The sequence below is a fragment of the Sphingobacterium sp. KH_072 genome (assembly GCF_057837975.1).
The window spans coordinates 1,821,265-1,845,628 of sequence record NZ_CM174457.1 but is presented as its reverse complement, the minus strand read 5'-3'; the positions used below and the strand labels follow the sequence as shown (position 1 = coordinate 1,845,628).

The following is a 24,364-nucleotide window of genomic DNA, read 5'->3' as shown; positions in this document are numbered from 1 at the left end:
TAAAATCCAGAAAAACAAACAAATCAAATTATAAAACCAGAAAATGAAAAAAAAAATTAAAGTTAAAGCATGGGTGATGTTAGGTATTGTAGTAGTGCCTACGTTACTAATGGGTTTGACAGTTGATCGTGAAAAAGTGCAAAAGCGACCTAATATCCTGCTTATTCTTGTGGATGACCTGAAGCCTGCATTGGGGGCTTATGGTGATGTAATTGCGAAAACACCTCACTTAGATCGGCTTGCTACCAAAGGTATACGATTTGAAAAGGCTTATTCGAATCAAGCAGTATGCGCCCCATCGCGTATTAACCTTATGCTGGGGACAAGATCCACTTCTTCTGGGATTTACAATTTTGGTCAGAATTTTCGGGATTACTACCCTGATGCAGTGACCATGCCACAGTTTTTCAAGCAACATGGATATCACGCAGAATCCATGGGAAAAGTTTACCATATAGGTCACAATACTTTCGGGGATGAAGCATCATGGAGCGTATCACACCATAAAGATTTAGTTATTGAGTATGTAGATCCAGAGAGCAAACAGCATGGATTTACTCGGGAGGAAGCATTGTTTTCAAATCAAAGTGCCGATGGACTGCCTCGTGGTCTAGCATGGGAATCACCTGATGTGAAGGATGAAGCATATGCAGATGGGCGTATAGCCAGCCGTGCTGTAGAAAGGCTTAAACAGCTCCATAAAGACCCAGATCAACCGTTTTTCTTAGCGGTAGGTTTTGCACGTCCACACCTTCCGTTTTCGGTACCCAAAGCCTATTGGAATCTTTATGATCCCGAAAAGTTTCCACTTGCCGATTATCAGGTAGCCCCAGTTGGAGCTCCGGCCTATGCTGTCAAGCGTGATACTGAAATAGACCAGTATATTCCGATCCCACACTCTACTCAGCAGGATCCTTTTTCACCAGAACTTCAGCGCAAACTGATTCATGGATATTATGCAGGAGTAAGTTATGTGGATGCACAGATCGGAAAAGTACTATCGGCTCTTGAAAAATTGGATCTCGACGACAATACCATCGTGGTTATCTGGGGCGACCATGGTTATCATTTGGGCGAGTTAGGTATTTGGACGAAACACGTAAACTATGAACTAGCCAACCGCATTCCGGTGATTATGGCTGGTCCAGGCATCGGTAAGCGTGGAAGCAGTACCAAGCAAATCCTAGAAACAGTCGATATTTATCCCACTTTGGTTGAACTAGTAGGATTAAAACGTCCTAATGTTTCGCAACCTCTTGATGGAATGAGTATGGCTACTGTATTGAAAAGTCCCCTATTAGAGATAAGGGATCATGCGTATCATAGCTTTCCTCGTGGCGGACTTTTAGGTAGGGCTATACGTACGGAACGATATCGAATGGTGGAGTGGAAGAAAATCGGCTTCCCAAAAAATACGGCCATGTATGAGTTGTACGACTATAAAGATGGAAGTGTAGAGATGAAAAATATAGCCGATGAGCAATCGGAGGTACTTGACAGGCTTAAAGGTATTCTAGCCAAGCATCCCGAGGCAGCCCCTAATCGCCCGCTAAGTCCAATTTAAACATAGCGAAAAGGTCAAAGCTCCTTTCTGTACGAATGTAGTGTCAGGAAATGTAAAATGTAGCTCTGAATTCCTTACTATTGAAGAAATTGACGAAGTATTGACGTAATACCAGTATTGTATTTGTAAACATCGGTGGAAGTTACGCTTTTGCGAGAACTATGATACTCCCTATTTGCTGGATAACTAGTTTTACTAAACTAAGATATGATTATGACGCGTGTTTAATTTCCTGATGGAACTTTTCATCGGATGCTATTCGACCGATCTACTTGTGCTTCTTTCCGTATTATAAAAACTGACGTAGTGTTTGACCTGTTTGTACAGATCTACACCTCCATTAGGTGGATTAAGATATATCTTCTCCCTTTTGAGCGAACCCTAAAACTTCTCGATGTAAATATTATCCAAGGCTCTGCCTTTACCGTCCATCGATATTTTTACCTCATTTTCTTTAAGGAGTTTCACAAAGACTTCGGAAGTAAACTGAGAACCTTGATCGGTATTGAATATCTCGGGCTTGCCATTTAATCTGGCACGATCTCTCAAGATTGGATTATCTATCAGAATATCATCCTTACAAAAAGGCAATTTTCAATAGTGAGACCGCCCATCGTTAGATCAATATCCATTTAGGATTTTTTATTGCACATTATTAACATAAATGCCAGATCTAAGTCGAACATCAGCACTCTTTTTTAAATAAATTATCTTTCAAACACTTCCGTATTTACATTGTTTTGTTACTCTAAGTAACCTCATATTTATTGTATAACAAATGCTCAGGATATCTATAATGGCATTTGTGATTATAAACATATAAAAATTCAATACAATGGTGAACAATAAAAATAATACATTAGATCCCACGCAAAAATATCCTAAACCTCCCGTTCCGAAGCAAGACCAACTTGTGCCGGGTGTGGAAGATAAACTAAATCCTAAAGCAGATCATGGAGAGGATACTTACAAGGGCAGCGGAAAATTAAAAGGGAAGAAAGCGGTTATCACGGGCGGAGATTCAGGTATAGGGCGAGCAGTCGCCATCGCATTTGCGAGAGAAGGTGCAGATGTTTTGATTAGTTATTTGGATGATTCAGAGGATGAGGATGCAAACTTGACGGCAGAGTATGTTGAAAAAGAGGGGAGGAAAGCCATCTTAATCAAGGGTGACATCAAGGAGGAATCGCACTGCAAGTATATTGTAGAAACTGCGGTGAAGGAGTTTGGAGGATTAGATATTTTGGTGAATAATGCGGCATTCCAGATGGCAAGAGAAAGTATTCAAGATGTATCCTCTGAAGAATGGGATAAAACCTTTCGTACCAATATCACAGCAATGTTTTACCTGTGTAAAGCTGCTGAAACTCATTTGAAACCAGGTAGCAGTATTATAAATACCACCTCCGTCAATGCATATTCTCCTAACGAACTCTTATTACCTTATGCGGCTACAAAGGGTGCAATACAGAACTTTACAGCTAATTTGAGTCAAATTCTGCTGGAAGATGGAAAAGGCATCCGGGTGAACGCAGTAGCACCAGGACCTATATGGACACCGCTTATCCCATCAACAATTCCTGCTCACGAGGAGTTTGGGAAAAATACACCGATGGGACGTGCTGGTCAGCCAGCTGAGGTAGCTCCAGCTTATGTATTTCTTGCATCAGAAGATGCTAGTTATATCGCGGGAGCTACTATACCAGTAGCGGGTGGAAGAATAACTATTTAAAAATTTGATTTCATGGCAAAATATTCAAAGAAAGCAAGTGAAAAGGTAGAGCAGGCTATGCACGAGAAAAAAAGAGGTAAGTTGAAGAGTGGCAGTGGTAAAAAGGTGACGAGTGACAAGCAGGCAATTGCTATAGACCTTGCTCAGGCGAAGAAGGACGGTGAGAAAGTGCCCAAACAAAAGGAGGATTGACATTCGTGGAAAAGGCGATTAAACAGACAGTATTTCCCGTGTGACATCCCGTTATCTAGTTTGATTAGTGGGAGTGTAACGTGAACTTTGTCATTCAGAATTAACGCGTTTCAGAGTCCTCTATTTTCTTGAAGGATTCTATCACCAAATAGAATATATAATTGTGACAATGCCAGTCCCCAGTTTTGGATTGGCATTGTCCATTTTATACTGATATTTCTGATGAGCAGATACATGAGTTTCAGTAGTGCTTGTTCGGAAGAAAATGCCCCCCTAGTCTTTGGTGATCTTGCGAATCTGACGGTGTACGCCCTCGATAGGATTGGTAGTATAGGTAGTATAGATAATCTATCGAATCACTTGATGGTACTCAAAAAATGCAGATCGATTTGTCTAGTTTTGAAGCCATGATTTTACACCATATTCGTGCGAACCGTCCATAAGTCTAATAATCTCAGCCCCCCAACTCAGTCATTTAAATAAACTTTCGAAAAATAGGAGCGGAGTTACAAATAGGTTACAGTATAGTACTCCCTTTTTGCTGGACAGCAATAGTTCAAACTTAAGTTTATTTACGACACTTTTTTATTATTTTGATAGAATACCTGATTTGGGGTAAAATGACCCAGATGCGGTTTGGACGATTAGTTCCAAAATCAGTTGTGGCGATATGCTAGATAAATATGCGTTTTACCTATCGGCTTATGTGGCTGGTTAACTTTCTGATAATAAAACATTTTTGAATTCACTAAAGACAACTTCTGGGAACTTATTGTGACAAAATTCAGTAAAATGTTCATGTACAACTTGTTCGTTTATTATTTTGACAGATTTATTTGCGTAAAGTATACCGTCCTGATCATCAATCTCACACCAGCAAACTACAACTTCTGCATCATCCATATACATTCCGTAGCCATCTAGTCCATTCTTATCAGAATGTATCTCGAAAATCCTATATACTGCGTCTCCTACTTTGCCACCATCGACATTCATTTCACTTGTTATACGAACCATACCAATTCAGTTTAGTAAACACAAGTGTTAGAACTGTAGTTTTGTTTTTAAAAATTGAAATCCACAAAGTCACCTCTAGTATACGTGTACTTTAAAGCATCAATCCTTGAATCTTAGTCTAGTGATTTTCCTATGGTGATAGTTTCATTATCGAGTTTCTTCTTTTCTGGAACTGCTTTTTTAGGGCTAAAATGAAGTATCAAATACCCTACAACACCTGCCAGTAAAGAGGTAAGAAGAATAGAGAGTTTAGCCTCAGATACATGAAGAGGGTCAGAAAACGAGAGTATAGCAATAAAGATAGACATCGTAAATCCAATGCCGGCCAATAACCCTACACCTAAAATATGAATCCACCGACTTCCCTCTGGCAGTAAGCCTATTTTAGTTTTAACACACAAAAGTGTAGTCAAGAAAATCCCTACAGGTTTTCCCAGTAATAGTCCTAATGTGATACCCAGACCTAGCGGGGCGGCTAAACCATCGATCATTTCGCTTTCTAGGGTGATATTAGTATTGGCGAAAGCAAAAAGGGGAATAATTAAAAAATTGACCGGGCGAACAAGCGCGTGTTCCAATCTTTCCAGTGGCGATTCGATATCGGTATCGTTTGTGGGGATGGTCATTGCAACTAATACTCCAGCGATCGTAGCATGAATGCCTGAATGGTGTACAAAGTACCAGACAAAAACGCCCGGAATCAAATATAGATACGGGTTAAGAATATTTAGCCGATTCATGATTACAAGCGCAATCAACCCAATTCCAGCATATAGAAGATAAGTAACTTCTATACCAGAAGAATAGAAAAAAGCAATCACAAGGATAGCTATCAAGTCATCTACAATGGCAAGGGCCGCCAAAAATATTTTTAAACTGGCTGGTATTCGTTTACCTAAAATATTGATCACTGCTAAAGCGAAGGCGATATCAGTTGCCATCGGGATACCCCATCCGCTTGCGGTTGTGGAGCCTGAGTTGAGGCTTAAATATATTAAAGCAGGCACAATAGCACCACCTACAGCACAAAGTATAGGTAATGAAGCTTTTTTGGGAGAGGATAACTCACCCTCTACCACCTCTCGTTTAATTTCTAACCCTACCAATAGAAAAAAGATGGCCATAAGACCATCATTTATCCAAAGCAATACTGGATATCTAAGGTGCAAAGAACCATACTCTGTTCCTAAGGGGTAATCCAAGAGCGCCTGTAGATCAAACTTCCACGGGCTATTGGCTATTGTAAGCGAAATTATAACGCAAATTAACAACAGTATTCCGCCCGCATTTGCGGATTGGAAAAAATTTTTAAAAACTGTAAGATTTATTCGTTGCATGCTATTACTTAATTCTACCAATTTAAATTTTCAGACTGCTGAGTTGATACCGTTTTATAAATGGGATCTATACCTTTTTTCCGCTGAGTTTCGTAGTCTTTGAGCAAAAATACGGCTTTTTTGTACAATAACAGAATAGCGATCAGGTTCAGCCAAGCCATTAATCCTACGCCTATATCGCCCAGTTTCCATGCTAGTTCGGCTGTATTTACACAACCCATATACACAGAAATCAATAATATCACACGTAGAGTATGAATCGCAAGATGTACATGTTTTCCTGAAAACAAAAAACTAATATTTGTCTCTGCTATATAATAGTAAGCCATAATAGTTGTAAAGGCAAAGAAAAATAGCGTTACAGCAATAAATGCATGTCCAAAACTGGGGAAGTGAAGTGCTACTGCCTCCTGCGTAAACTCTGGTCCACTTAAACTTGCATCAATATGTTGTACAATAAAACCGCCCATCTGATCAGATACATTATATTGTCCCGTAAACAAAATCATAAGTGCTGTTGCGGTACATACGAATAGGGTATCAACGTATACGGAGAAACCCTGAACAAGTCCTTGTTTAATTGGGTGAGACACCTCTGCCGCAGCAGCTGCATGCGGAGCCGTACCTTGTCCTGCTTCATTACTGTAAATACCTCTTTTTACACCCCAAGATAGTGCCATACCTGCAACTCCTCCAAATACAGGCTCTAAATTAAATGCTGATCGGAAGATTAAACTAAAGACTGAAGGTATCTGATTGTAATTTAGCCCAATTATTATTAGGGCCATTATTATATAAGCTCCAGCCATAAAGGGTACTACGAATTCTGCCACTCTACCAATACGTCTTACACCCCCGAAAATAATCACCCCTAAAACAAGCATTGTGAATAGTGCTACTGCTACTCCTGATACTTCAAATGCACTATTGGCTGACACAGCTATGCTGTTGCTTTGCACACTTGGCAATAAGAAACCACAACTAATAACCGTAATTCCAGCAAAAACCCAAGCAAATATTTTTGAACGAAGCCCATGAAATATATAGAATGCCGGACCACCGCGATATTGTCCATCTTTTACTTGCTTATATAGCTGTCCCAAGGTAGCTTCTACAATGGCTGATGAACTACCTAGAAAAGCGATAATCCACATCCAAAATATAGCGCCGGGACCTCCCATAGCAATAGCAGTAGCTACGCCAGCTATGTTTCCGGTGCCAACTCTGCCGGAAATAGCTAAAGCAAACGCTTGTGCAGATGAAATCCCTTTATCTGAGCTTTTTCTTGCAAAAAGCAGCTGAATAGAGTGTTTTAGATAGCGTAACTGAGGCAGCCTTAGCTTAATACTTAAGAATATTCCAGAAATCAGGCATAAATAAATTAAAGCATCGCTCCAGACGACGTTGTAAATGATGTCAATAATATTTTCCATAAGGTAGTTAGTAACTTTTTGCAAAATATGTAAAAATATTCGGCTGTAAAGTTCTTTTATATGAAAATGTAGGTCTCAGCTGTCCAATTTCACATTGGATTTGTTTTATATCAGTTATGACAATATAGTTGGCAAATTTTATAATTTTACACACTTAATTAAGCAGTTTGAAAAGATGCGTTTTTACAATCCCGCCCAACTATTTGTTTTGAGTTTCATGCTTCTGATCCTAGCGGGATGTGTTTTGTTGAAAATGCCCTTTGCCCTTCAAGCTGAACTTTCTTGGGTAGATGCCATTTTTACTTCGACAAGTGCGGTATGTGTTACAGGATTGGCAGTGGTTGACACGGCGACACATTTCACCCGAATGGGGCAGTTCATTATCATGCTGCTTATTCAAGCCGGCGGTATCGGTATCTTGTCCTTCGCAGGGTTGTTTAGTTATTATCTGAAAGGAGGGAGCACGTATGAAAATCAACTCGCTATAGGCAATTTTTCAAATACTGATCGTATGTCGGAGGTCTTTGTTTTACTACGGCGCACTATTTATATCACTTTTAGTATAGAACTTATTAGCGCCGCATTTATCTTCATAAGCATTAGTGATCAGGGGCATGATTTGACAAATCAGCTATTTATCTCTGTTTTTCATGCAGTATCTGCCTTTTGTAACGCTGGATTTTCGGTTCTACCACGTGGAGCGGCTACGCTAGGCTATGTAAATAACTATTCATTTCAGCTATTACTAGCGGCAACCTATATACTAGGAGGATTGGGCTTTCCAATTGTAGTTAATATTTTGAAATATGTTCAACACGTCGCAAGACGTCTTATAGGCAGGTTGCGTAAAAGGGAGTTTTTCTTCCAACCTTGGGTAATAAATATTAATAGCAAGATCAATCTGATTACAACATTGTTGATCACCATTGTTGCCACAATATTCATTTATTTAAATGAATACCGAAATGTTCTATCCGCGCATGAAGGAGTAGGTAAATTTATAATTGCTTTTGCTACTGCTACTACTCCACGTACGGCGGGCTTTAATAGTGTAGATTTTGCCACATTGGAATTCTCCAGTATCATCTTTATCATATTTTTGATGTGGGTAGGTGCTTCCCCAAACAGTACGGGTGGTGGAATAAAGACCAGCACGTTCGCTGTGGCTGTAATGAATGTAATTAGTTTGGTCAGAGGTAAAGATAGGACAGAGGTATTCCGTCGTGAAATCAGTCCAATTAGCATCCAACGTGCTTTTGCCACCATGTTTCTATCTTTGATTACCATTGGCGTAGCAGTGATGGTAATTTCGTTTTTTGAGCCAGATAAGCCGCTATTAGACATTGCTTTCGAAGGCTTCTCTGCCTACAGTACGGTAGGATTGTCACTGAATGCAACCAGCACGTTTACGGTTGGTAGTAAAGTGGTACTTATCATCACCATGTTTATCGGTCGGGTGACCATGCTGTCCATGTTAATTGCGGTGGTTAAGAAGGTTAAACATTTGCAATACCGTTATGCATCGGAGGAACTCACTATTTATTAATTATTTGATATGAAATTTATTGTTATAGGTCTTGGAAATTTTGGTGCTTCACTATCACAAAAGCTTACTCGGCAAGGTCATGAGGTGGTCGGGGTAGACCAACGAATAGAACGTATTACGGCGTTAAAAGAAAAGATTACACATACCATCTGTTTAGATGCAGCCGATGAAGCAGCATTTTCCACACTACCTTTACGCAACACAGATATTGTTGTGGTAGGGATCGGAGAGAACGAGGGAGCCAATATTATGGTTACTGCTCTTTGTAAGGAGGCTGGTGTTAAACGTCTTATTAGTAGGGCTGTTAACCATCTTCATGAAAAGGTGCTACAGGCCATTGGGGTTGATGAGATTGCGCATCCGGAGGAAGAATCTGCCGAACGTTGGTCAAAGAGGTTGAGCATGACCGATTTGATAGACTCATTTGAACTCAACAGTCAGTACTCCATCGTAGAAGTACTTGTTCCAAATCGTCACGTTGGAAAAACCATCATGGATGTAGGCTTTAGGGAAAAATATGAATTACTGGTGCTAACCATATTAAAGAATACCCGAAAACAATCGACTTTTGGTAAAAGTATTGTCACAACGATATTGCATGGTATACCACGGCCCGATACCGTATTGGAGCAAGATGATATCTTAGTGTTATACGGTCATAACGACAACATTAAATCCTTTCTGTAAACGTTTTTTACAAGTATACCAGCCAGCTGCACTTTATAGACTTCTTAGCGCTATGCATAGTAATAAAAGTAGGCTGTTTTAAACCTGTAACCTTTAATATAAGGTACTAAAGGTTATGCTTAGATCCAAAGAAAAGTATACAATAGTACGCCTGAGCCAACAAAAGCGCAGTAATAGGAAAAGTAGACGAGTTTCGCTTGCTTGACAAGAGCGATCATCCATTTACAGGCAATTAAACCACAAACAAATGCCGCTATAAAGCCCAATACTAGAGCAGAGAGGGACATCATTTCTGTGGCCTCTAAATTTGCTTCAACCCCCGGACTGCTCAGCAACTTTTTGAGTGTAGCTCCCAATATTAAAGGAAGGACCATCAGAAATGAAAATCGTGCCGCAACGGAGCGATCTATCTTTAAAATTACTGCCGTGGCAATAGTGCTTCCTGATCGTGATAGTCCTGGTAAAATAGCCGCCATCATCTGAGCAAGACCAATCCAAAAGGATTTGATTGTCGAAATTTGTCCATTATTAGATGTTTGTCGATCTGCAAAATATAGCAATAGGGCAGTTATCAGTAATGAGCAGCCGACAACTTTCAAATTCGTAAAGAGTGCTTCAAGTTCATCCAGAAAAAACAAACCTGCAATAGCCGCAGGGACCATGGATATGATCACGTATAGGGAGAAGTTAATAGCTTCTCTATCTTTAAGTGTGATCACACCCGCTATAATTTGCATAATATCTTTCCTAAAAATAACAATAGTACTAAGCGCGGTAGCGCAGTGCAGCACAATGGCAAATGTAAGGTTCTCTTCTCCAAAGTCAAGTCCGAGCAGTTCTTGGGCAATAACAATGTGACCACTTGAAGAGACCGGTAAAAACTCTGTAAACCCCTGAACTATTCCTATTATAAGTGCTTTTAATTCTTCCATATCTCAACAGTTGACATATGATCGCTCACATATCATAATTCTTTTATCTATACATTGCTGTGGTGCAAACTTAAAAGAATTTTCCCTTATAGCTAAATATTCCTGACGCTATAACTAACTTTAGGAAGGCTGCTAAAAATAATAGCGTTTTTTATAACTTAGCAAGACGTAAAAAAATGCTAAGTATCCCAAAAGCCTATGAAAAACAAAATACTAGTACCTGTAGATTATTCGGAAAATGCATTATCAGCTGCCCGATATGCCTGTCAATTAGCATTATTATTAAATTCTGATGTGCAACTATTACATGTTTTCCAACCATTTAATTCGGCATTTCAAAGTCCTCTGGCTAATAAGACAGATAAACAACGTGCTGAAATTGGCGCGCAGAAGGGTATGGCGGAATTTCTATCTAAACTAAATCCCATAGGTAATCTAGCGGTAGAATGCTTGGTTGTAGAAGGTCTTTTGCTCGATTCCATTGAGCAAGTATGTATCGCGGATGAAGTAATTATAGTGGTAATGGGTACGCACGGAGCCTCTGGGGTGCGAGCTGATTTGATTGGAAGTAATACATATAATGTTGCTAAAACGGCCAGCAAACCTTTGGTAGTTGTACCACACGATTATGTGATGAAAAGTAGCTCGAATGTTACTTTTTTCACAAACTATCATAAGGATGACCTAAACACAGCAAAGGTCTTTGCAAGTGTATTTCATCAGGTTTACGCAAAGATTTTCATATCACATATATTGCCTGATAAAGACACCAATGGAGAAAGCCTGTCAAAATTAGCATCTTGGGCAGAGACACTTGAGCCGAGCCTTCAATTCTCGGTAGAATCTATTCTCATAGAGCATGCTGAAACCTTAGATACGGTCTTTCGAATACTTAAAAAAACAGAGTCAGTCATGTGCTTATTAACTCTTGCACATGATCGAAATTTTTTTGAAAATCTATTCCATAAAAGTTTGGCAAAAGCTATTATTATGAATCCGTACTGTCCTGTATTTTTAGCAGGTAAAAGCTCAATGTAAATCAGCATTAAAACCTTGCCATCAAAAACAAAACCTCCTGTAAACTATACTTTGTTAAGTATGCAACGATAAGTGTGAACAAAAAACAATACTAATGGGTTTAAATGCGAAGAGTACAAGAATGCAACTTTGGGATTGGATAAGTGATAAGATATCTAAGTTTAGTGCTTGGTGCAAGCCTGATCCTACGGATTCCACTTGGGTTCAAGTGGGAAAGTCAATTTTAAAAGTTCCGATTATTTTGTTTGTTCTAGCATGTTCGCCGGTGATGCTAATCATTTCAGGACTTATCTTCTTTTTATTACTTTGAAAAAAAGCATCAACCACCTCCTTAATCCTTGGTTTTTATCCTTTACGCTGCTATTTATTTCACATCAAATTCTGCAATGGATCTTGGGTATACATTGGAAATGGATTGATTCCTATCTGGATCCTATCTTGATGATGCCGATCACGCTTCATCTGGTGTTATGGGAACGGCGATTTATGTTTCGACAAACTGAATATTGCACCTTTTCAAAAACGACTATATTCCATTATTTTCTTCTAGTAAGTATTATCGGTGAGGTAATTTTTCCCGCCATTCAACCTATGTTTGTTGCAGATTGGGTGGATGTTTTATGTTATGCCCTGGGTACAGGTATATACTATATCTGGATGAATCAATAAAATATAGATCGGAGAATCTGTTTCAAAAAAAGAACGCCCTGTCAAAAAAAGGTTTTGGAGCAAACTTATTCAAGATTGTAATATTCTTAAATTGTGTTATAAATAGGTTTATAAGGTATAATTTCAAAGGCTCAATAATTATCAATAATTACTTCTGTTAATCAGAAACGCAGATTTTAGACCATATCGAAAATGGTTGCTAAAAGTCTCAAAATCTCAACCTCCTAATCAACCTTTAAACGAACTTTCAAAAAATAGGAGCGCGGTTACAAATAGGTTACAGTAATCTCAGCGTTCTATTATTTGGCAATAGCAAGTGTATCATTATCAGTTTTTCTAGCCATTACACTTTGTTGTGCTTCAAAGACTAAACATCTTAAGGTTATTCAGTAAAACGATATCGACTTTCTTGATTATTCAATTATAAAATTTGGACATAGAGGTCAATCACTAATATAGAACTAAATGCGCTAGTGAGCATTATTTAATAGAAATGTTCCCAATCGCCCCAAATGCATAGTTCATAGAAAGTTTATAGGCTTCAACCTCATCCTCCATTCCCATAAATGTGGGTTACCAAGTTCATTACTATTAATTCTTCCGGGTAAAATTTGATCTAAATGGACAAGTTCATGCAAAATAAGTTCGTTTTCCAAGTATACGTTTCCAGATTTTTCTATAGTTATTCCTCAAGCGCAGCCGTGCTTATAAAACGCGTACGTTTCATATTGGTTTGCCGTTATTTATTAGACAATATTAAAAATAAGATCGAATATGTTATAGAAGACAAAACGCCCCCTTCTCCTATATAAAGTGTTTGGCAATCTTCTTTGCTATGAGGAATAATAGGTAGTTAGGGAAAATAACGATGAGTTTCACTTTGATCTAATTTGGATATAATTTGATCAGATATGGCAAACTGCGCTGCGTAATCACTGCTTATATTGCTCGTTATAAACCTAAACCACAATAATATATGAGAAATATTGCAACCCTGCTGGGCTTGTTATCGACCGCTGTATTTCCGTTGGGGTATTTGCAGGCAAATACCACCTCATTAACCGCCAAGTACCATCGGGCATTTAGCAGTAAGACCGAGAATTATCAGAATTTCCAGTCTGTTTTTGCTGTCACCGGAACTGTGCAAGATGCCAATGGGCAACCAGTGCAAGGTGTATCTGTCCGCGAAAAGAATACGAATACCGAAACCATCACACAAGCCAATGGTTCCTACCGACTCGCTGTGAGTAGCGAAACGGCAACAGTTGTCTTTTCTTTCGTGGGCTATCAATCACAAGAAATTATTTTGTCGGGAAGCTCTACGGTAAATATTACGCTACAGTTAGACGATAGCGATATCGATGAAGTAGTTGTTATTGGTTATCAATCCATCCGCAGAAAAGACTTAACAGGGGCGGCATCTGTCGTTGAAACGCAAAATACCTCGGCAAAGGTTGCGCGTTCTTTGCCAGAAGCGCTGCAAGGACAAGCTTCTGGATTGGTGGTGCGAAATTCTGGCGGCCCCGGTCAGGGAGCTGTGGTGAACATTCGAGGCTTAAGTACACTTTATGGCAATGCTAGTCCGCTTTATGTTATTGACGGAATGCTATCTGACCCAAATGTTACCGTCAATCCCAACGATATCGAAAGCGTACAGGTGCTCAAAGATGCCTCTGCAGCGGCTATTTATGGTGCGCGTTCGGCCAATGGAGTTATCATCATAACCACCAAAAAAGGAAAACCAGGACCGATGGTCGTGAATGCTTCTGGGCGCTATAGCGTCTCCAGTTTGCCCAATATGTTTGATATGATGAGCGGGCCAGAATACGTTGCGATGAATCGACAAGCGTATGAAAATGCTGGATACACGCAACAGAATGCCGTATCGAATTACGATGGCACCGATGTAAATTGGGGCGACGAAGTGTTTCGTACTGGTGCGATTCAGGATTACAGCGTATCCGCATCCGGTGGAGGGCCCACGTCCAAATATTTCATGTCTGGATCTTATTTTAAAGATGTGGGTACCATGATCGAACGCAAATTTGATCGCGCAGCATTGCGTATCAATACAGAAGGATCCAAAGGACGCGTGCGCGTAGGAGAAAATCTGATGGTATCTACTTCCTACGGTCGATCGCCATTTTCTGGCGGAGCATTCGGTGGCAATCCATTTTACGATGCCTTTAGCATGTTGCCGATTATACCTGTGCAAGATTTTTCATTCATCAGCGATGCCAATCCAGGCGGATGGGGAATTGGCTCGAACGATGCGCGAACCTATTCGCGCAACCAAGTTGCCCAAGCCTACATTACGAATTCATCGTACAACTATGTGAAACTATTGGGTAATCTGTATGGGGAAGTAGATATCTTGGATTGGCTGCGGTACCGTGTAAACGCCGGTGTGGAAACTAGTTTTGATAAAAACACCGCGCTTCGTGGCAAAGGAATTTGGTACTGGAATCAAATTGATCCGCCTACGCGTATTGATGAAGATCGATCACAGTTCCTCAGCTATTTGTTCGAACACACACTCAACTTCAATAAAACGTTAGGTAAACATCAGATAAATGGCGTAGTGGGTTATACTCAGCAAACCATAGGTCGGGAATCAATCGGTGCAGGTAAAACCGATCTCTTAGCCGCTTCCGATCAGTACTTTACAACCATCAATTCGGCTTTAGGAGAGAGCATTTCTTCCGGTAGCCGAGGCCGAAATTTCATCGATTCTTGGTTGGGTCGTTTAAACTACACGTATGATGATCGCTATTTAGCCACTTTTAGTTTCCGATCTGATAAAGATTCTCGCTTTTCCAAGCCATACCGCACAGGTTTCTTCCCATCAGGTGCATTTGCTTGGCGGCTTAGCAATGAGGATTTTTATGATGTAAGCTGGTTGCCCGAGTTGAAGTTGAGAGCGTCGTATGGTGTTTTGGGTGCAGCAAATCTTGGAAACTACCAGTATTTGGGATTAATTAATCAAGCTCCGAGAGCCATCTTTGGTTCGGGCGAACAAAGCACACAAGTCGGTGCAACGCAAGTCAGTTTGGTAGACCCCAATTTGAGATGGGAGCAAAAGGCAACTTTAAATGTAGGATTTGATGCGGCCGTTTTCAATCCGCAGTTTAATGTGTCCTTCAACGCATTTCGCTCAGTGACTTCGGATGTACTCTTGTACTTGCCGCTACCAGGATACCTAGGCACAGTGGGCGGAGGCGGTATATTGACCAATATCGGCTCGATAGAAAATAAGGGTCTAGAATTGGAGCTTAGCTATCGGCCCGTTAGCCAGCGGGAGAATGGATTTAAGTGGGATATTTCTGGAAACTTCAGTGCGATCCGCAATAAAGTATTGGAGTTAGGTAATCTAGGGATTGATCCAACGACTGGATTGCCGCGCAACTACATACAATCTGGCAATACACGGACGCAAGTTGGTCGTTCGATCGGTGAATATTATCTGATTATGACCGACGGACTTTTCCAGAATCAAGAAGAAATCGATGCGCATCGTGCACAGGCTGGTATTGCGCAGCCTGGTGATGTGCGCTATGTAAACTTAATAGATCGCGGCACGAACAATGACATCACGCCAGATGACCGCACGTATGCAGGTACGCCTTGGCCCATGTTTACGTCTGGCATACAATGGAATGCGTATTATAAGAATTTTACGCTAAACCTGCAGGTATATGGTGTATATGGCACAAAATTGTACAATGATATGCGTCGCGACTTTGATGGCATGGGCTATTCTAATTACCGTCGTGGTATCATGCCGTGGACGGCGGAAAATCCAACGGATTTCCCACGTTTAGGCGTGTCCTACACGAGCAATACACCGGGAGATCCTGCGGTGGATCAGGGTATTATCTCCAACGTACGCGGAGATAGTAATCGCTGGTTAGAAAACGGTTCGTATTTGAGATTAAGCAATGTGCAAATAGGATATACTTTACCACAATCTATGCTGAAACGCTTGAATATACCATCCATGCACGTCTATGTAAGTGGTCAGAATCTATTAACGATAACAAATTACAGCGGTCTTGATCCGGATGTGGTCGGAGCCAATGCCAACTTAGAACCCGGAGTCGATGTTGGTGGCTGGCCGCCAAGCCGCATTATTTCTTTTGGCATATCTCTAGGACTTTAATCAATTAACCGGAAAAGAAAATTACCATGAAAAAAAAATTAATATCCCTACTTACTCCGTTGATCTTGATTAGTATAAGCTGTCAACGGGATTTTGATGAACCCAATCCCGATATGCTTACTACGGTATCCTTTTGGAAAGATCAGCAAGATGCTGTCAAAGGAATCAATGCGGTATATAGCTCCTTAAACAGGAGCGACTCTTATTACAATCGGGGCATGTTCTTCCTGTACTTACTACGTTCAGACGAAGGTTTTGGTTCCGGGGGAGATATTGGTCTAAATAACAATATGTCCTTTGCTTTTACCAGTAATAACACAAGTAACGGTACTTGGAACGCGATTTTTCACGCTAATTTTCGCGCCAATCAAGTGATCAGCTATGTGCCAGAAATTAGCATGGATGAGACACTGAAGAAGCGCATAGTCGCGGAAGCAAAGTTTATCCGTGCACTGAATTATTTTAATTTGGCTGTTTTTTGGGGGCGACCACCTTTGGTATTAACTCCGTTGTCGCCGACAGATTATCCACCAAATGCAACACAGAACGAAGTATTTGCACAGATTGAAAGAGACCTGACGGAGGCCATTCCTGATCTGCCGATATCGTATAGTGGTGAAGAGCTAGGCCGTGTTACACGCGGTGGTGCCTACGGCTTATTAGCCAAAACCTATGTGCAACAAGGGAAATTTAACGAAGCAAAACTGGCGATGGATTGGCTTGTTACGGGCGAAGGCAGCTCGATTTACGGGTTGATGGACAACTATGCAGATAACTTCAAAAAAACCTCTGAAAACAATCGGGAGTCTATTTACGAAATTCAGTACAAGGAAAATCCGGCCGAGAATGGGGATGATGATACCAACCCGGGCATCAGTCTAAACACTGGATCTTCCGTGCCGAAGTTTTTAGCTCCTCCTAATCCAGGTCCAGGCTATGCAGATGGCGGCGCCAGAAGATGGATCGTTTCCCTGTTTGAACAAGAACGTACCGCCGACGATCGTCGTGATCCACGTGCTGCGGCAAGCTTTCTCTATGATCAGACCGACGAACGCGGACCGGCATTTACGATGGTGTATGGACAAACTTGGCAGGCAATCTACGGCGGCAACGATCAACGTGTGTGGTTTCGCAAATTACTGAACGACCATTGGAAAAACGGGGAAAGCTTCAGCTCACCCAACAATTATCGCATGATTCGTTATGCCGACATTCTATTGTTGTATGCAGAATGTTTGAATGAAATTGGGCAAACACAAAGTGCCTATCCGCATGTAGATCGCGTGCGCACACGCGTTGGCCTGCGCCCGCTGAGTGTGGCGCGGCCAGCACTAGATCAAGCAAGCTTCCGAGAGCAAATACGGCAAGAGCGTACGCTGGAATTAGCGGGCGAAGGCTGGCGCTATTTCGACCTCGTGCGCTGGGGTGAGTTGGCGAATAACCTGTCCGTTTTGCGACAACGCGACCCAGAATTTACCAACTTCGTGCAAGGAAAGCACGAATGGTATCCCATTCCTCAATCTGATATTGACAACAATCCAAACCTGACTCAAAACCCAGGTTATTAATCGATAATATGATGAAAAATATGCTATCTATTCTTCTTTGCGGCTTCGCCTGTATGGTCGGAAGCTGCGAGCGAACAGTCGACATTCCATCCAGTAGCGCTGCGCCTACTATCCTTCTTACGGCAGATACAGTGGCGATTGCGAGTGGAAACTACGTCTTGCGTGCTGCTGGGCAAAGTGCCTATGGTGGGGCGCAACTGCGTCGTGTTGATTTTTATAAGGGCGAAGAAAAAATCGGGGAAAAGCGCATTGCACCTTTCAACTTTGATTATAAAGTGAATGAAGCCATCCCAGATCAAAGCCTATCTTTTCACGCCGTACTCATCGATGAAGCAGAAAATACGGTGAAGAGCAATACCGTAAACGCACGCGTGAAAGTACTACCTATTCGTATTGAAGCAGAGAATGCAACACTGCGCGGTGTAGCCCGTATTGCCAATGATCCCGAAACAAGAGAAACTTCCTCAAACCAAGCGAAGGTAGGTGCTATCGACAATGCAGCAAGCGGTATTGATGCGACTATTCAGGTATTGGCCGCAGGCGAGTATCGCATACGTATTGCTGCCGGAACCGGTTTCGACGGTACTTCCCATAAGGTATATATTGATGATGACGAATCTACGGCACAGGTCTATTCGATCGCAAACCGAGGCTGGAATGTATGGCAAACCCACGATATTGTGTTCCTGCTTGCTGCTGGCACACGTAAGATTAGCATCCGCCATCAAACCATGTACGGAGAGATTGATTACTTGGAATATGCCAAACTCTAAACTTACTACAATGAAAAACCTATTTTATATTTTCTTTTTAATAATCTCTTTAAGCTGTGACAAACGTGGAGCCGGGCCATTTTTGGCCACACCCAAACCTCCCGAGGCTATGGGCACGGCCAAATTTCAAAACCCATTGCTTACGGCTGCGCCGGATCCTTGGGTAGCACAGCGCGGTGATTTCTATTACTTTTTACAAACCTTGGGCAATCGAATCGAAATCCGGAAAACGGCTAAGATGAGTGAGTTGGCAGCCGCGCCGAGCCAAGTGGTATTTAACGCGCCATCTACAGGCATCAATAGCCGCGATGTATGGGCACCCGAACTCTTCTTTATACGCGGCAAATGGTACATCTATTATACCGCCAGCAATGGGCAAGATGTGAATCACCGGATGTTCGTGCTGGAAAATGCGAATGAAGATCCGACGACCAGTAATTGGGTAGATAAGGGACAGCTTATTACGCAACCTACGGACCAGTGGGCTATTGATGGTAGCATTTTTGAGCACGGTAACGAACTGTTTTTTATCTGGTCTGGCCGACCGGGTGCGCAACAAGGTAACCTAACGCAGAATATTTATATCTCTAAAATGTCAGATCCTTTTACCTTGATCGGCGAGACAAGTATGATCTCTACGCCAGAGTTGGATTGGGAGAAAAAAGGATTCAGTGTTAACGAAGGCCCAGAAATTCTTAAAAATCCCGCAGGCGATGTATTTTTAATCTACAGTGCCAGCTATTGCGGCACAGACGATTATAGTTTGGGGATGCTGAAGCTCAACCAGAATGCCGATCCAATGAAAATAGCGTCTTGGTCGAAACACCCTAGCCCCGTATTTACTAAAGCTCCAACAGCTTTCGGCGCGGGGCACAATGGCTTTTTTAAATCAAAAGATGGAACAGAAGATTGGATTATTTATCATGCCAATAGCGAATCGCATCCTAATAACGATGGCTGTGGCAATGTGCGTAGTACGCGCATGCAAAAGTTCACGTGGAATACGGATGGCACACCTAATTTTGGCCAACCCGTAGCAGCAGGTGCTTCATTAGAAGTGCCAGCTGGCGAGTAATACGTATTGCATATTATAAAACACAAAAAAGTCACTCAACGAGTGGCTTTTTTGTGTTTTAGGGATTATCTGTGTTTCTTTTATTCTAATTGATTAAAGATGTAAATCGTGTCAACTACTAGCGGCAAAACAAGTGTATAAAACTCGAAACCACCCGTCGTACTTACATGTTAATAACATACGAAAGTAGATCCAGACATCTCGGAAGCGATATTGTCGCTGACAGCAGCACACGGCCCGGAGAAAACCATCTGTCTTTCGGAGATTGCCCGTATGTTGTATCCTTACGATTGGCGTCAGCATATGAATGAAGTAGTGGAGGTGGCGATTGCTTTAACTCAACAAGGACAAGTAGTAATCATGCACCATTGTGCGCGATATCTTGGTCGATCTTTAAATCCTTACTGATGTCTGATTGTACGGTGAAATGTACATTTCGATCATCCTTCTCGATTTTCACAATAGTACCTAAGCCTTCTATTACTCCTGTAAACATGACGTTAATTTGTACAGAGCCATTCATTTTTAATAGAAGAAGGAATGATGTGGCGTCATAAAAAGTGCTGTGAATGAAGGTTCAGTCACCTAAAATTCTTGAGGTATGCTATCTTGACTTAGCTCTACAAACATTTTTGGCTTCTCAGTCGTTTTCTAAAAAAAATGCTACCATTATGCGCGCAATCTGGACAGGGGCAATCGGTTTTGGACTGGTGAACATCCCCATCAAAATATTTAGTGCTATTCAAGAAAGTCAGCTTGACTTAGATATGCTGGATCGGAAGGATCTAGCCAATATTCGGTACAAGCGAGTGAACGACAAAACAGGCAAAGAGGTGGCTTGGAAAAATATTGTAAAAGGATATCTTCTAAAAGATAAGTATGTGGTGATCGAAGAAGCTGATTTTGAAGAAGCATTACCGGAGAAAAATAAAATGATTAATCTGCAGACTTTCGTCAAGGAGCGCGACATTGATACAATATACTTTGATACACCCTATTATTTGGAGCCCCAGAAAGGAGGGGAGAAAGCCTATTCGCTGCTCTATAAATCGTTGGAAAAAACCGGCCACGTCGGCTTGAGCACCTTTGTGATGCGCACCACAGAAAACTTGGCTATTGTAAGGCCGTATGATGGGATGTTGATGTTGAATAAATTGCGCTTCGAAGAAGAAATCCGCGCCACATCAGACCTCAAAATTCCGAGTACCCGTATTGCAAAAGCAGAGGTGGATATGGCGACCAAGCTGATCAAGCAGAACAGTTCGGACTTTGATATATCAGGTTTTCGCAACGAGTATAGCAAGGAACTGCTCAAAATTATCAAGAAAAAAGCGCAAGGAAAGCGTGCTAGCATTCGCAAAATTAACGTCGATAAAGAGAGTACAAAAGCTTCGGAGTTGTTGGCAAAATTGAAAGCTAGTCTGGCTTAGAAAGAAGCAATGGCTTTCTTCAAGTTGGCCTTGTGCTTAAAAATATCTTTCCAAGGATCTTGTTGCGATTCGATTCTGGTCAATACAGCATTCATAGAAAACTGCGCAATGCTCAAATCGTCATTTACCTCATCCCATTCCAGTGGCGTCGAAACGGTAGCTCCAGGCTTAGGACGTACTGAATAGGGTGCTACGATGGTTTGTGCGCGTTTATTCTGCATAAAGTCGAGGTATATCTTTTTCTTCCTTTTGGATGGTGACCGCTCTACGCTGGTACTATCTGGATGTTGTTCGTGCACCAATTCTGCTAGCATTTCCATAAAATCACGTACAACCTCAAAAATATATTGTTCGGCCACATATATGAAAATGTGCAATCCTGTCGATCCCGATGTTTTGATGAAGTTGCGTACGCCTATAATACTCCCCAAATATTGGACAGCTGATTAAATTCGATAATTTAACAGTTGAAAATGAAAAAAGAGCGTAGAAAATTCAGTCCGGTTTTCAAGACCAAAGTAGTCTTAGAAGCCCTTAAAGAAGTTAGTACCATGCAGGAACTTGCTTCCAAATACAGCCTTCATCCCACACAGATCACCGCTTGGAAACGGGAATTTCTGGAGAAAGCTGACACGGTGTTCGGTTCAGAGAAACCTACACAGAAAGAAGAGTCTAAAGAGAAAGAACTTTATTCCAAGATTGGTGAACTTCAGATCCAAGTTGATTTCTTAAAAAAGGTATTGGGGAAATGAGCATGATTGAAAGGCGCGGACTTGTTTCCCCAGGATATAAACCGCTAAGTATTGTGGGGCAGTGTAAGCTGCTGAATCTTCAGCGTAGCTTCTATTATTTCAAGCCTAAAGGTGAATCCTTGTTGAATCAGTCCATCATGAAGCTAATTGACCGCAAGTTTCTGGACTGTCCATTTTACGGTGTGGAACGGATGACTGCGTATCTCAACAAAGATCTAGGGTATCGTATAAATGCCAAGCGCGTACGGCGTTTATATCGGCTAATGAGCCTTCGGACCATTTACCCAAAGAAGAACCTAAGTAAAGCAAATGCAACACATTACAAATACCCGTACTTACTCAAAGGCTTAAAGATAGAGCGGCCAAGCCAAGTTTGGCAGGCCGACATCACTTATATTCCTATGTTTAGAGGCTTCATGTATATGTTCGCCATTATAGATGTGTATAGTCGAAAGATTGTGGGGTGGAGTATCTCTAATACCATGACGGTGGAATGGTGCAGGGATGTGCTGTTGGAAACAATAGCAGAGCACGGCACTCCTGAAGTATTCAATACCGATCAGGGTTCACAATTTACCAGTCCGATCTTTACCAAAGTCCTCAAGGATAATCGTGTGAGTATATCAATGGATGGAAAAGGAAGAGCGCTGGACAACGTGTTTATCGAAAGGTTCTGGAGGTCATTGAAGCAGGAATACATTTATTTGAACCCACCTAACGGTGGCATGGAGTTATTCCAAGGTGTGAAACGGTATGTCGAATTTTACAATACGGAAAGAAGACATCAGTCTATGGACCATTTTACCCCAAATCAGGTATTCTATCAAAATAATAAAAAAGTGTCGTAAATAAACTTAAGTTTGAACTATTGCTGTCCAGCAAAAAGGGAGTACTATACTTTTAGGTCAGCTTAATAGACAACTACAGCTTAATTCCTTCTTTGTTCATAAATAATTAATTAGTTAAGTGATATATCTAGGCAAGACACATTAAACACTTCCTTTTTGCACAGATTATTTATTTCAAACACTTCCTCATACATGTTGTTTTATTGTGTAAGCAATCTCAGATTCGCTAGATGACAAATGCTAAGAACATTGATATTGGCAATTTTGATTATAAATACATAAAATTCAACAAGATGGTGAGCGATAAAAATACTACATCAGATCCCGCCCAAAAGTATCCTAAACCTCCAGTTTCTAAGCAAGATCAACCTGTACCCGGCGTAGAAGATAGGTTGAATCCAAAGGCAGATCATGGCGAGGAATCTTATAAGGGCAGCGGAAAGTTAAAAGGAAAGAAAGCGATTATCACCGGTGGAGATTCGGGTATAGGACGAGCAGTTGCCATTGCATTTGCACGAGAAGGAGCGGATGTATTGATTAGTTATTTGGATGACTCAGAGGATGAGGACGCAAAGATGACTGCAGAGTATGTGGAGAAAGAGGGTAGGAAAGCCATCCTAATCAAGGGCGATATTAAAGAGGAGTCGCACTGCAAATATATAGTAGAATCTGCGGTGAAAGAGTTTGGTGGATTAAATATTTTGGTAAATAACGCGGCATTCCAAATGGCAAGAGAAAGTATCCAAGATGTATCTTCCGAAGAATGGGATAAAACCTTTCGTACCAATATTACAGCAATGTTTTACCTGTGCAAGGCCGCTGAACCCCATTTGAAGCCGGGTAGCAGTATTATAAATACCACTTCTGTAAACGCATACTCTCCTAACGAATTGTTATTACCTTATGCAGCTACAAAGGGTGCTATACAAAATTTTACTGCTAATTTGAGTCAAATTCTGCTGGAAAATGGGAAAGGCATCCGAGTGAACGCAGTAGCCCCAGGGCCTATATGGACACTACTCATCCCATCAACGATTCCTGCTCACGAGGAGTTTGGTAAAAATACACCTATGGGACGTGCAGGGCAACCAGCTGAGGTAGCTCCAGCTTATGTATTTCTTGCATCAGATGACGCTAGTTATATTGCGGGCGCCACTATACCCGTAGCTGGTGGAAGAATAACTATTTAAGATCAACCCATATTTTGTACCACCAAAATATTCCGGTCTATCTGAAGGTAGATACTGCATCATTTTCTATGGTTAATGGTCTTTTCATTTCAATTACTAATCATATCCTCGCTAGAGAAGAGAAAGCACTATGGTAAGATTTTCAACTCGAAATCGTAGACATGGATCGTCACAGGATTGATAAAGCTATGGTTGCAAAAATATAGCTTACTTTACTATCATAGAATCTTTTAAGGCCGCATATGTCTTTTGCAAAAAAATCTACTAAAAGTTGCATCATAACTTCGTATCTATCGAAGCACTTTTCAGCTCTTACATACATCTATAAAGTGTCGGAGGTGTTTGATTTATGTTTGCACATTAGATAGAGTGATTGCTGAGCTATTTATATATCTTTGGATTGAATGACTCACTTAAAATAT

General features: G+C 41.1%; 22 protein-coding genes and 1 pseudogene. 15 read left to right on the top strand and 8 right to left on the bottom strand.

What is annotated here, in order from left to right; all coding sequences use genetic code 11:
* Positions 1-43 precede the first annotated feature (43 nt).
* Entirely contained in the window at positions 44-1,564 is a 1,521-nt protein-coding gene (locus AC3IRT_RS08640; RefSeq protein ID WP_489395978.1) for a sulfatase, read from the top strand.
* A 381-nt stretch (positions 1,565-1,945) separates the two neighbouring features.
* Here AC3IRT_RS08640 and AC3IRT_RS08635 read toward each other — a convergent pair whose 3' ends face one another.
* Positions 1,946-2,155, bottom strand: coding sequence for a hypothetical protein (locus AC3IRT_RS08635; RefSeq protein ID WP_489395977.1), 210 nt, complete (start codon positions 2,153-2,155; stop codon positions 1,946-1,948).
* Positions 2,156-2,399: 244 nt separating this feature from the next.
* Here AC3IRT_RS08635 and AC3IRT_RS08630 point away from each other — a divergent pair, with 244 nt between their 5' ends.
* Both AC3IRT_RS08630 and AC3IRT_RS08625 read left to right on the top strand, forming a co-directional pair.
* Positions 2,400-3,296 (top strand): SDR family oxidoreductase, encoded by an 897-nt coding sequence (locus tag AC3IRT_RS08630; protein ID WP_489395976.1) that lies wholly within the window; start codon positions 2,400-2,402, stop codon positions 3,294-3,296.
* Positions 3,297-3,308: 12 nt separating this feature from the next.
* Positions 3,309-3,488 carry a DUF6496 domain-containing protein gene (locus AC3IRT_RS08625; RefSeq protein ID WP_489395975.1) on the top strand — a complete coding sequence of 60 codons (180 nt, stop codon included), beginning with the start codon at positions 3,309-3,311 and terminating at the stop codon, positions 3,486-3,488.
* Between the two features lie 110 nt (positions 3,489-3,598).
* Here the strand turns inward: AC3IRT_RS08625 and AC3IRT_RS08620 are convergent.
* The 4 genes and pseudogenes from AC3IRT_RS08620 to AC3IRT_RS08605 form a co-directional block, all read right to left on the bottom strand.
* Positions 3,599-3,878, bottom strand: a pseudogene (locus AC3IRT_RS08620) (transposase); the annotation flags it as partial.
* A gap of 324 nt (positions 3,879-4,202) precedes the next feature.
* The gene (locus AC3IRT_RS08615) at positions 4,203-4,505 is read right to left on the bottom strand and encodes a hypothetical protein (RefSeq protein WP_489395974.1); all 303 of its coding nucleotides are present in this window, start codon (positions 4,503-4,505) and stop codon (positions 4,203-4,205) included.
* A 113-nt stretch (positions 4,506-4,618) separates the two neighbouring features.
* A complete protein-coding gene (gene nhaA, locus AC3IRT_RS08610) occupies positions 4,619-5,842 on the bottom strand; it encodes a Na+/H+ antiporter NhaA (protein ID WP_489395973.1) in 1,224 nt (407 codons plus the stop codon).
* A gap of 14 nt (positions 5,843-5,856) precedes the next feature.
* Complete coding sequence (locus AC3IRT_RS08605; RefSeq protein ID WP_489395972.1) at positions 5,857-7,275, bottom strand: alanine/glycine:cation symporter family protein; 1,419 nt, start codon at positions 7,273-7,275, stop codon at positions 5,857-5,859.
* A gap of 175 nt (positions 7,276-7,450) precedes the next feature.
* Between AC3IRT_RS08605 and AC3IRT_RS08600 the strand changes: the two genes are divergently transcribed.
* On the top strand, positions 7,451-8,821 hold the full coding sequence (locus AC3IRT_RS08600) for a TrkH family potassium uptake protein (protein WP_489395971.1): 1,371 nt from the start codon (positions 7,451-7,453) through the stop codon (positions 8,819-8,821).
* 9 nt (positions 8,822-8,830) lie between these two features.
* Positions 8,831-9,508: a potassium channel family protein gene (locus AC3IRT_RS08595; protein ID WP_489395970.1), complete on the top strand. Its 678-nt coding sequence runs from the start codon at positions 8,831-8,833 to the stop codon at positions 9,506-9,508.
* Positions 9,509-9,627: 119 nt separating this feature from the next.
* Here AC3IRT_RS08595 and AC3IRT_RS08590 read toward each other — a convergent pair whose 3' ends face one another.
* The gene (locus AC3IRT_RS08590) at positions 9,628-10,440 is read right to left on the bottom strand and encodes an undecaprenyl-diphosphate phosphatase (RefSeq protein ID WP_489395969.1); all 813 of its coding nucleotides are present in this window, start codon (positions 10,438-10,440) and stop codon (positions 9,628-9,630) included.
* A gap of 198 nt (positions 10,441-10,638) precedes the next feature.
* On the opposite strand from AC3IRT_RS08590, the gene AC3IRT_RS08585 reads away from it, so the two are divergent.
* The 6 genes from AC3IRT_RS08585 to AC3IRT_RS08560 all read left to right on the top strand — a co-directional run bounded on the left by AC3IRT_RS08585 (position 10,639) and on the right by AC3IRT_RS08560 (position 20,130).
* Positions 10,639-11,478 (top strand): universal stress protein, encoded by an 840-nt coding sequence (locus AC3IRT_RS08585; RefSeq protein WP_489395968.1) that lies wholly within the window; start codon positions 10,639-10,641, stop codon positions 11,476-11,478.
* Between the two features lie 1,645 nt (positions 11,479-13,123).
* Entirely contained in the window at positions 13,124-16,306 is a 3,183-nt protein-coding gene (locus AC3IRT_RS08580) for a SusC/RagA family TonB-linked outer membrane protein (RefSeq protein ID WP_489395967.1), read from the top strand.
* Positions 16,307-16,332: 26 nt separating this feature from the next.
* Positions 16,333-17,874, top strand: a complete 1,542-nt coding sequence (locus AC3IRT_RS08575; protein ID WP_489395966.1) for a RagB/SusD family nutrient uptake outer membrane protein — start codon at positions 16,333-16,335, stop codon at positions 17,872-17,874.
* 8 nt (positions 17,875-17,882) lie between these two features.
* Entirely contained in the window at positions 17,883-18,647 is a 765-nt protein-coding gene (locus AC3IRT_RS08570; protein WP_489395965.1) for a carbohydrate-binding protein, read from the top strand.
* Positions 18,648-18,657: 10 nt separating this feature from the next.
* Positions 18,658-19,722, top strand: a complete 1,065-nt coding sequence (locus AC3IRT_RS08565) for a glycoside hydrolase family 43 protein (protein ID WP_489395964.1) — start codon at positions 18,658-18,660, stop codon at positions 19,720-19,722.
* A gap of 213 nt (positions 19,723-19,935) precedes the next feature.
* Positions 19,936-20,130 (top strand): DUF3253 domain-containing protein, encoded by a 195-nt coding sequence (locus AC3IRT_RS08560; protein WP_489395963.1) that lies wholly within the window; start codon positions 19,936-19,938, stop codon positions 20,128-20,130.
* Here AC3IRT_RS08560 and AC3IRT_RS08555 read toward each other — a convergent pair.
* Positions 20,081-20,218 carry a hypothetical protein gene (locus AC3IRT_RS08555; RefSeq protein WP_489396154.1) on the bottom strand — a complete coding sequence of 46 codons (138 nt, stop codon included), beginning with the start codon at positions 20,216-20,218 and terminating at the stop codon, positions 20,081-20,083. The genes AC3IRT_RS08560 and AC3IRT_RS08555 overlap by 50 nt on opposite strands.
* A gap of 175 nt (positions 20,219-20,393) precedes the next feature.
* On the opposite strand from AC3IRT_RS08555, the gene ku reads away from it, so the two are divergent.
* Complete coding sequence (gene ku, locus AC3IRT_RS08550; protein ID WP_489395962.1) at positions 20,394-21,152, top strand: non-homologous end joining protein Ku; 759 nt, start codon at positions 20,394-20,396, stop codon at positions 21,150-21,152.
* On the opposite strand, the gene ligD is transcribed toward ku, so the two are convergent.
* Positions 21,149-21,583, bottom strand: coding sequence for a non-homologous end-joining DNA ligase LigD (gene ligD, locus AC3IRT_RS08545; protein WP_489395961.1), 435 nt, complete (start codon positions 21,581-21,583; stop codon positions 21,149-21,151). The genes ku and ligD overlap by 4 nt on opposite strands.
* 42 nt (positions 21,584-21,625) lie before the next feature.
* Here ligD and AC3IRT_RS08540 point away from each other — a divergent pair, with 42 nt between their 5' ends.
* The 3 genes from AC3IRT_RS08540 (at position 21,626) to AC3IRT_RS08530 (ending at position 23,942) form a co-directional block, all read left to right on the top strand.
* Positions 21,626-21,904, top strand: coding sequence for a transposase (locus AC3IRT_RS08540; protein WP_489393147.1), 279 nt, complete (start codon positions 21,626-21,628; stop codon positions 21,902-21,904).
* Positions 21,901-22,752 (top strand): IS3 family transposase, encoded by an 852-nt coding sequence (locus AC3IRT_RS08535; protein WP_489393126.1) that lies wholly within the window; start codon positions 21,901-21,903, stop codon positions 22,750-22,752. The genes AC3IRT_RS08540 and AC3IRT_RS08535 overlap by 4 nt, the downstream gene beginning before the upstream one ends.
* A 293-nt stretch (positions 22,753-23,045) precedes the next feature.
* Positions 23,046-23,942: an SDR family oxidoreductase gene (locus tag AC3IRT_RS08530; RefSeq protein ID WP_489396119.1), complete on the top strand. Its 897-nt coding sequence runs from the start codon at positions 23,046-23,048 to the stop codon at positions 23,940-23,942.
* Positions 23,943-24,364 lie beyond the last annotated feature (422 nt).

Excerpts from the sequence above, each read along its gene's own strand:
- AC3IRT_RS08640 (WP_489395978.1), top strand. The coding sequence starts at position 44 with ATGAAAAAAAAAATTAAAGTTAAAGCATGGGTGATGTTAGGTATTGTA.
- AC3IRT_RS08630 (WP_489395976.1), top strand. The coding sequence starts at position 2,400 with ATGGTGAACAATAAAAATAATACATTAGATCCCACGCAAAAATATCCT.
- AC3IRT_RS08625 (WP_489395975.1), top strand. The coding sequence starts at position 3,309 with ATGGCAAAATATTCAAAGAAAGCAAGTGAAAAGGTAGAGCAGGCTATG.
- AC3IRT_RS08615 (WP_489395974.1), bottom strand. The coding sequence starts at position 4,505 with ATGGTTCGTATAACAAGTGAAATGAATGTCGATGGTGGCAAAGTAGGA.
- nhaA (WP_489395973.1), bottom strand. The coding sequence starts at position 5,842 with ATGCAACGAATAAATCTTACAGTTTTTAAAAATTTTTTCCAATCCGCA.
- AC3IRT_RS08605 (WP_489395972.1), bottom strand. The coding sequence starts at position 7,275 with ATGGAAAATATTATTGACATCATTTACAACGTCGTCTGGAGCGATGCT.
- AC3IRT_RS08600 (WP_489395971.1), top strand. The coding sequence starts at position 7,451 with ATGCGTTTTTACAATCCCGCCCAACTATTTGTTTTGAGTTTCATGCTT.
- AC3IRT_RS08595 (WP_489395970.1), top strand. The coding sequence starts at position 8,831 with ATGAAATTTATTGTTATAGGTCTTGGAAATTTTGGTGCTTCACTATCA.
- AC3IRT_RS08590 (WP_489395969.1), bottom strand. The coding sequence starts at position 10,440 with ATGGAAGAATTAAAAGCACTTATAATAGGAATAGTTCAGGGGTTTACA.
- AC3IRT_RS08585 (WP_489395968.1), top strand. The coding sequence starts at position 10,639 with ATGAAAAACAAAATACTAGTACCTGTAGATTATTCGGAAAATGCATTA.
- AC3IRT_RS08580 (WP_489395967.1), top strand. The coding sequence starts at position 13,124 with ATGAGAAATATTGCAACCCTGCTGGGCTTGTTATCGACCGCTGTATTT.
- AC3IRT_RS08575 (WP_489395966.1), top strand. The coding sequence starts at position 16,333 with ATGAAAAAAAAATTAATATCCCTACTTACTCCGTTGATCTTGATTAGT.
- AC3IRT_RS08570 (WP_489395965.1), top strand. The coding sequence starts at position 17,883 with ATGATGAAAAATATGCTATCTATTCTTCTTTGCGGCTTCGCCTGTATG.
- AC3IRT_RS08565 (WP_489395964.1), top strand. The coding sequence starts at position 18,658 with ATGAAAAACCTATTTTATATTTTCTTTTTAATAATCTCTTTAAGCTGT.
- AC3IRT_RS08555 (WP_489396154.1), bottom strand. The coding sequence starts at position 20,218 with ATGTTTACAGGAGTAATAGAAGGCTTAGGTACTATTGTGAAAATCGAG.
- ku (WP_489395962.1), top strand. The coding sequence starts at position 20,394 with ATGCGCGCAATCTGGACAGGGGCAATCGGTTTTGGACTGGTGAACATC.
- AC3IRT_RS08540 (WP_489393147.1), top strand. The coding sequence starts at position 21,626 with ATGAAAAAAGAGCGTAGAAAATTCAGTCCGGTTTTCAAGACCAAAGTA.
- AC3IRT_RS08535 (WP_489393126.1), top strand. The coding sequence starts at position 21,901 with ATGAGCATGATTGAAAGGCGCGGACTTGTTTCCCCAGGATATAAACCG.
- AC3IRT_RS08530 (WP_489396119.1), top strand. The coding sequence starts at position 23,046 with ATGGTGAGCGATAAAAATACTACATCAGATCCCGCCCAAAAGTATCCT.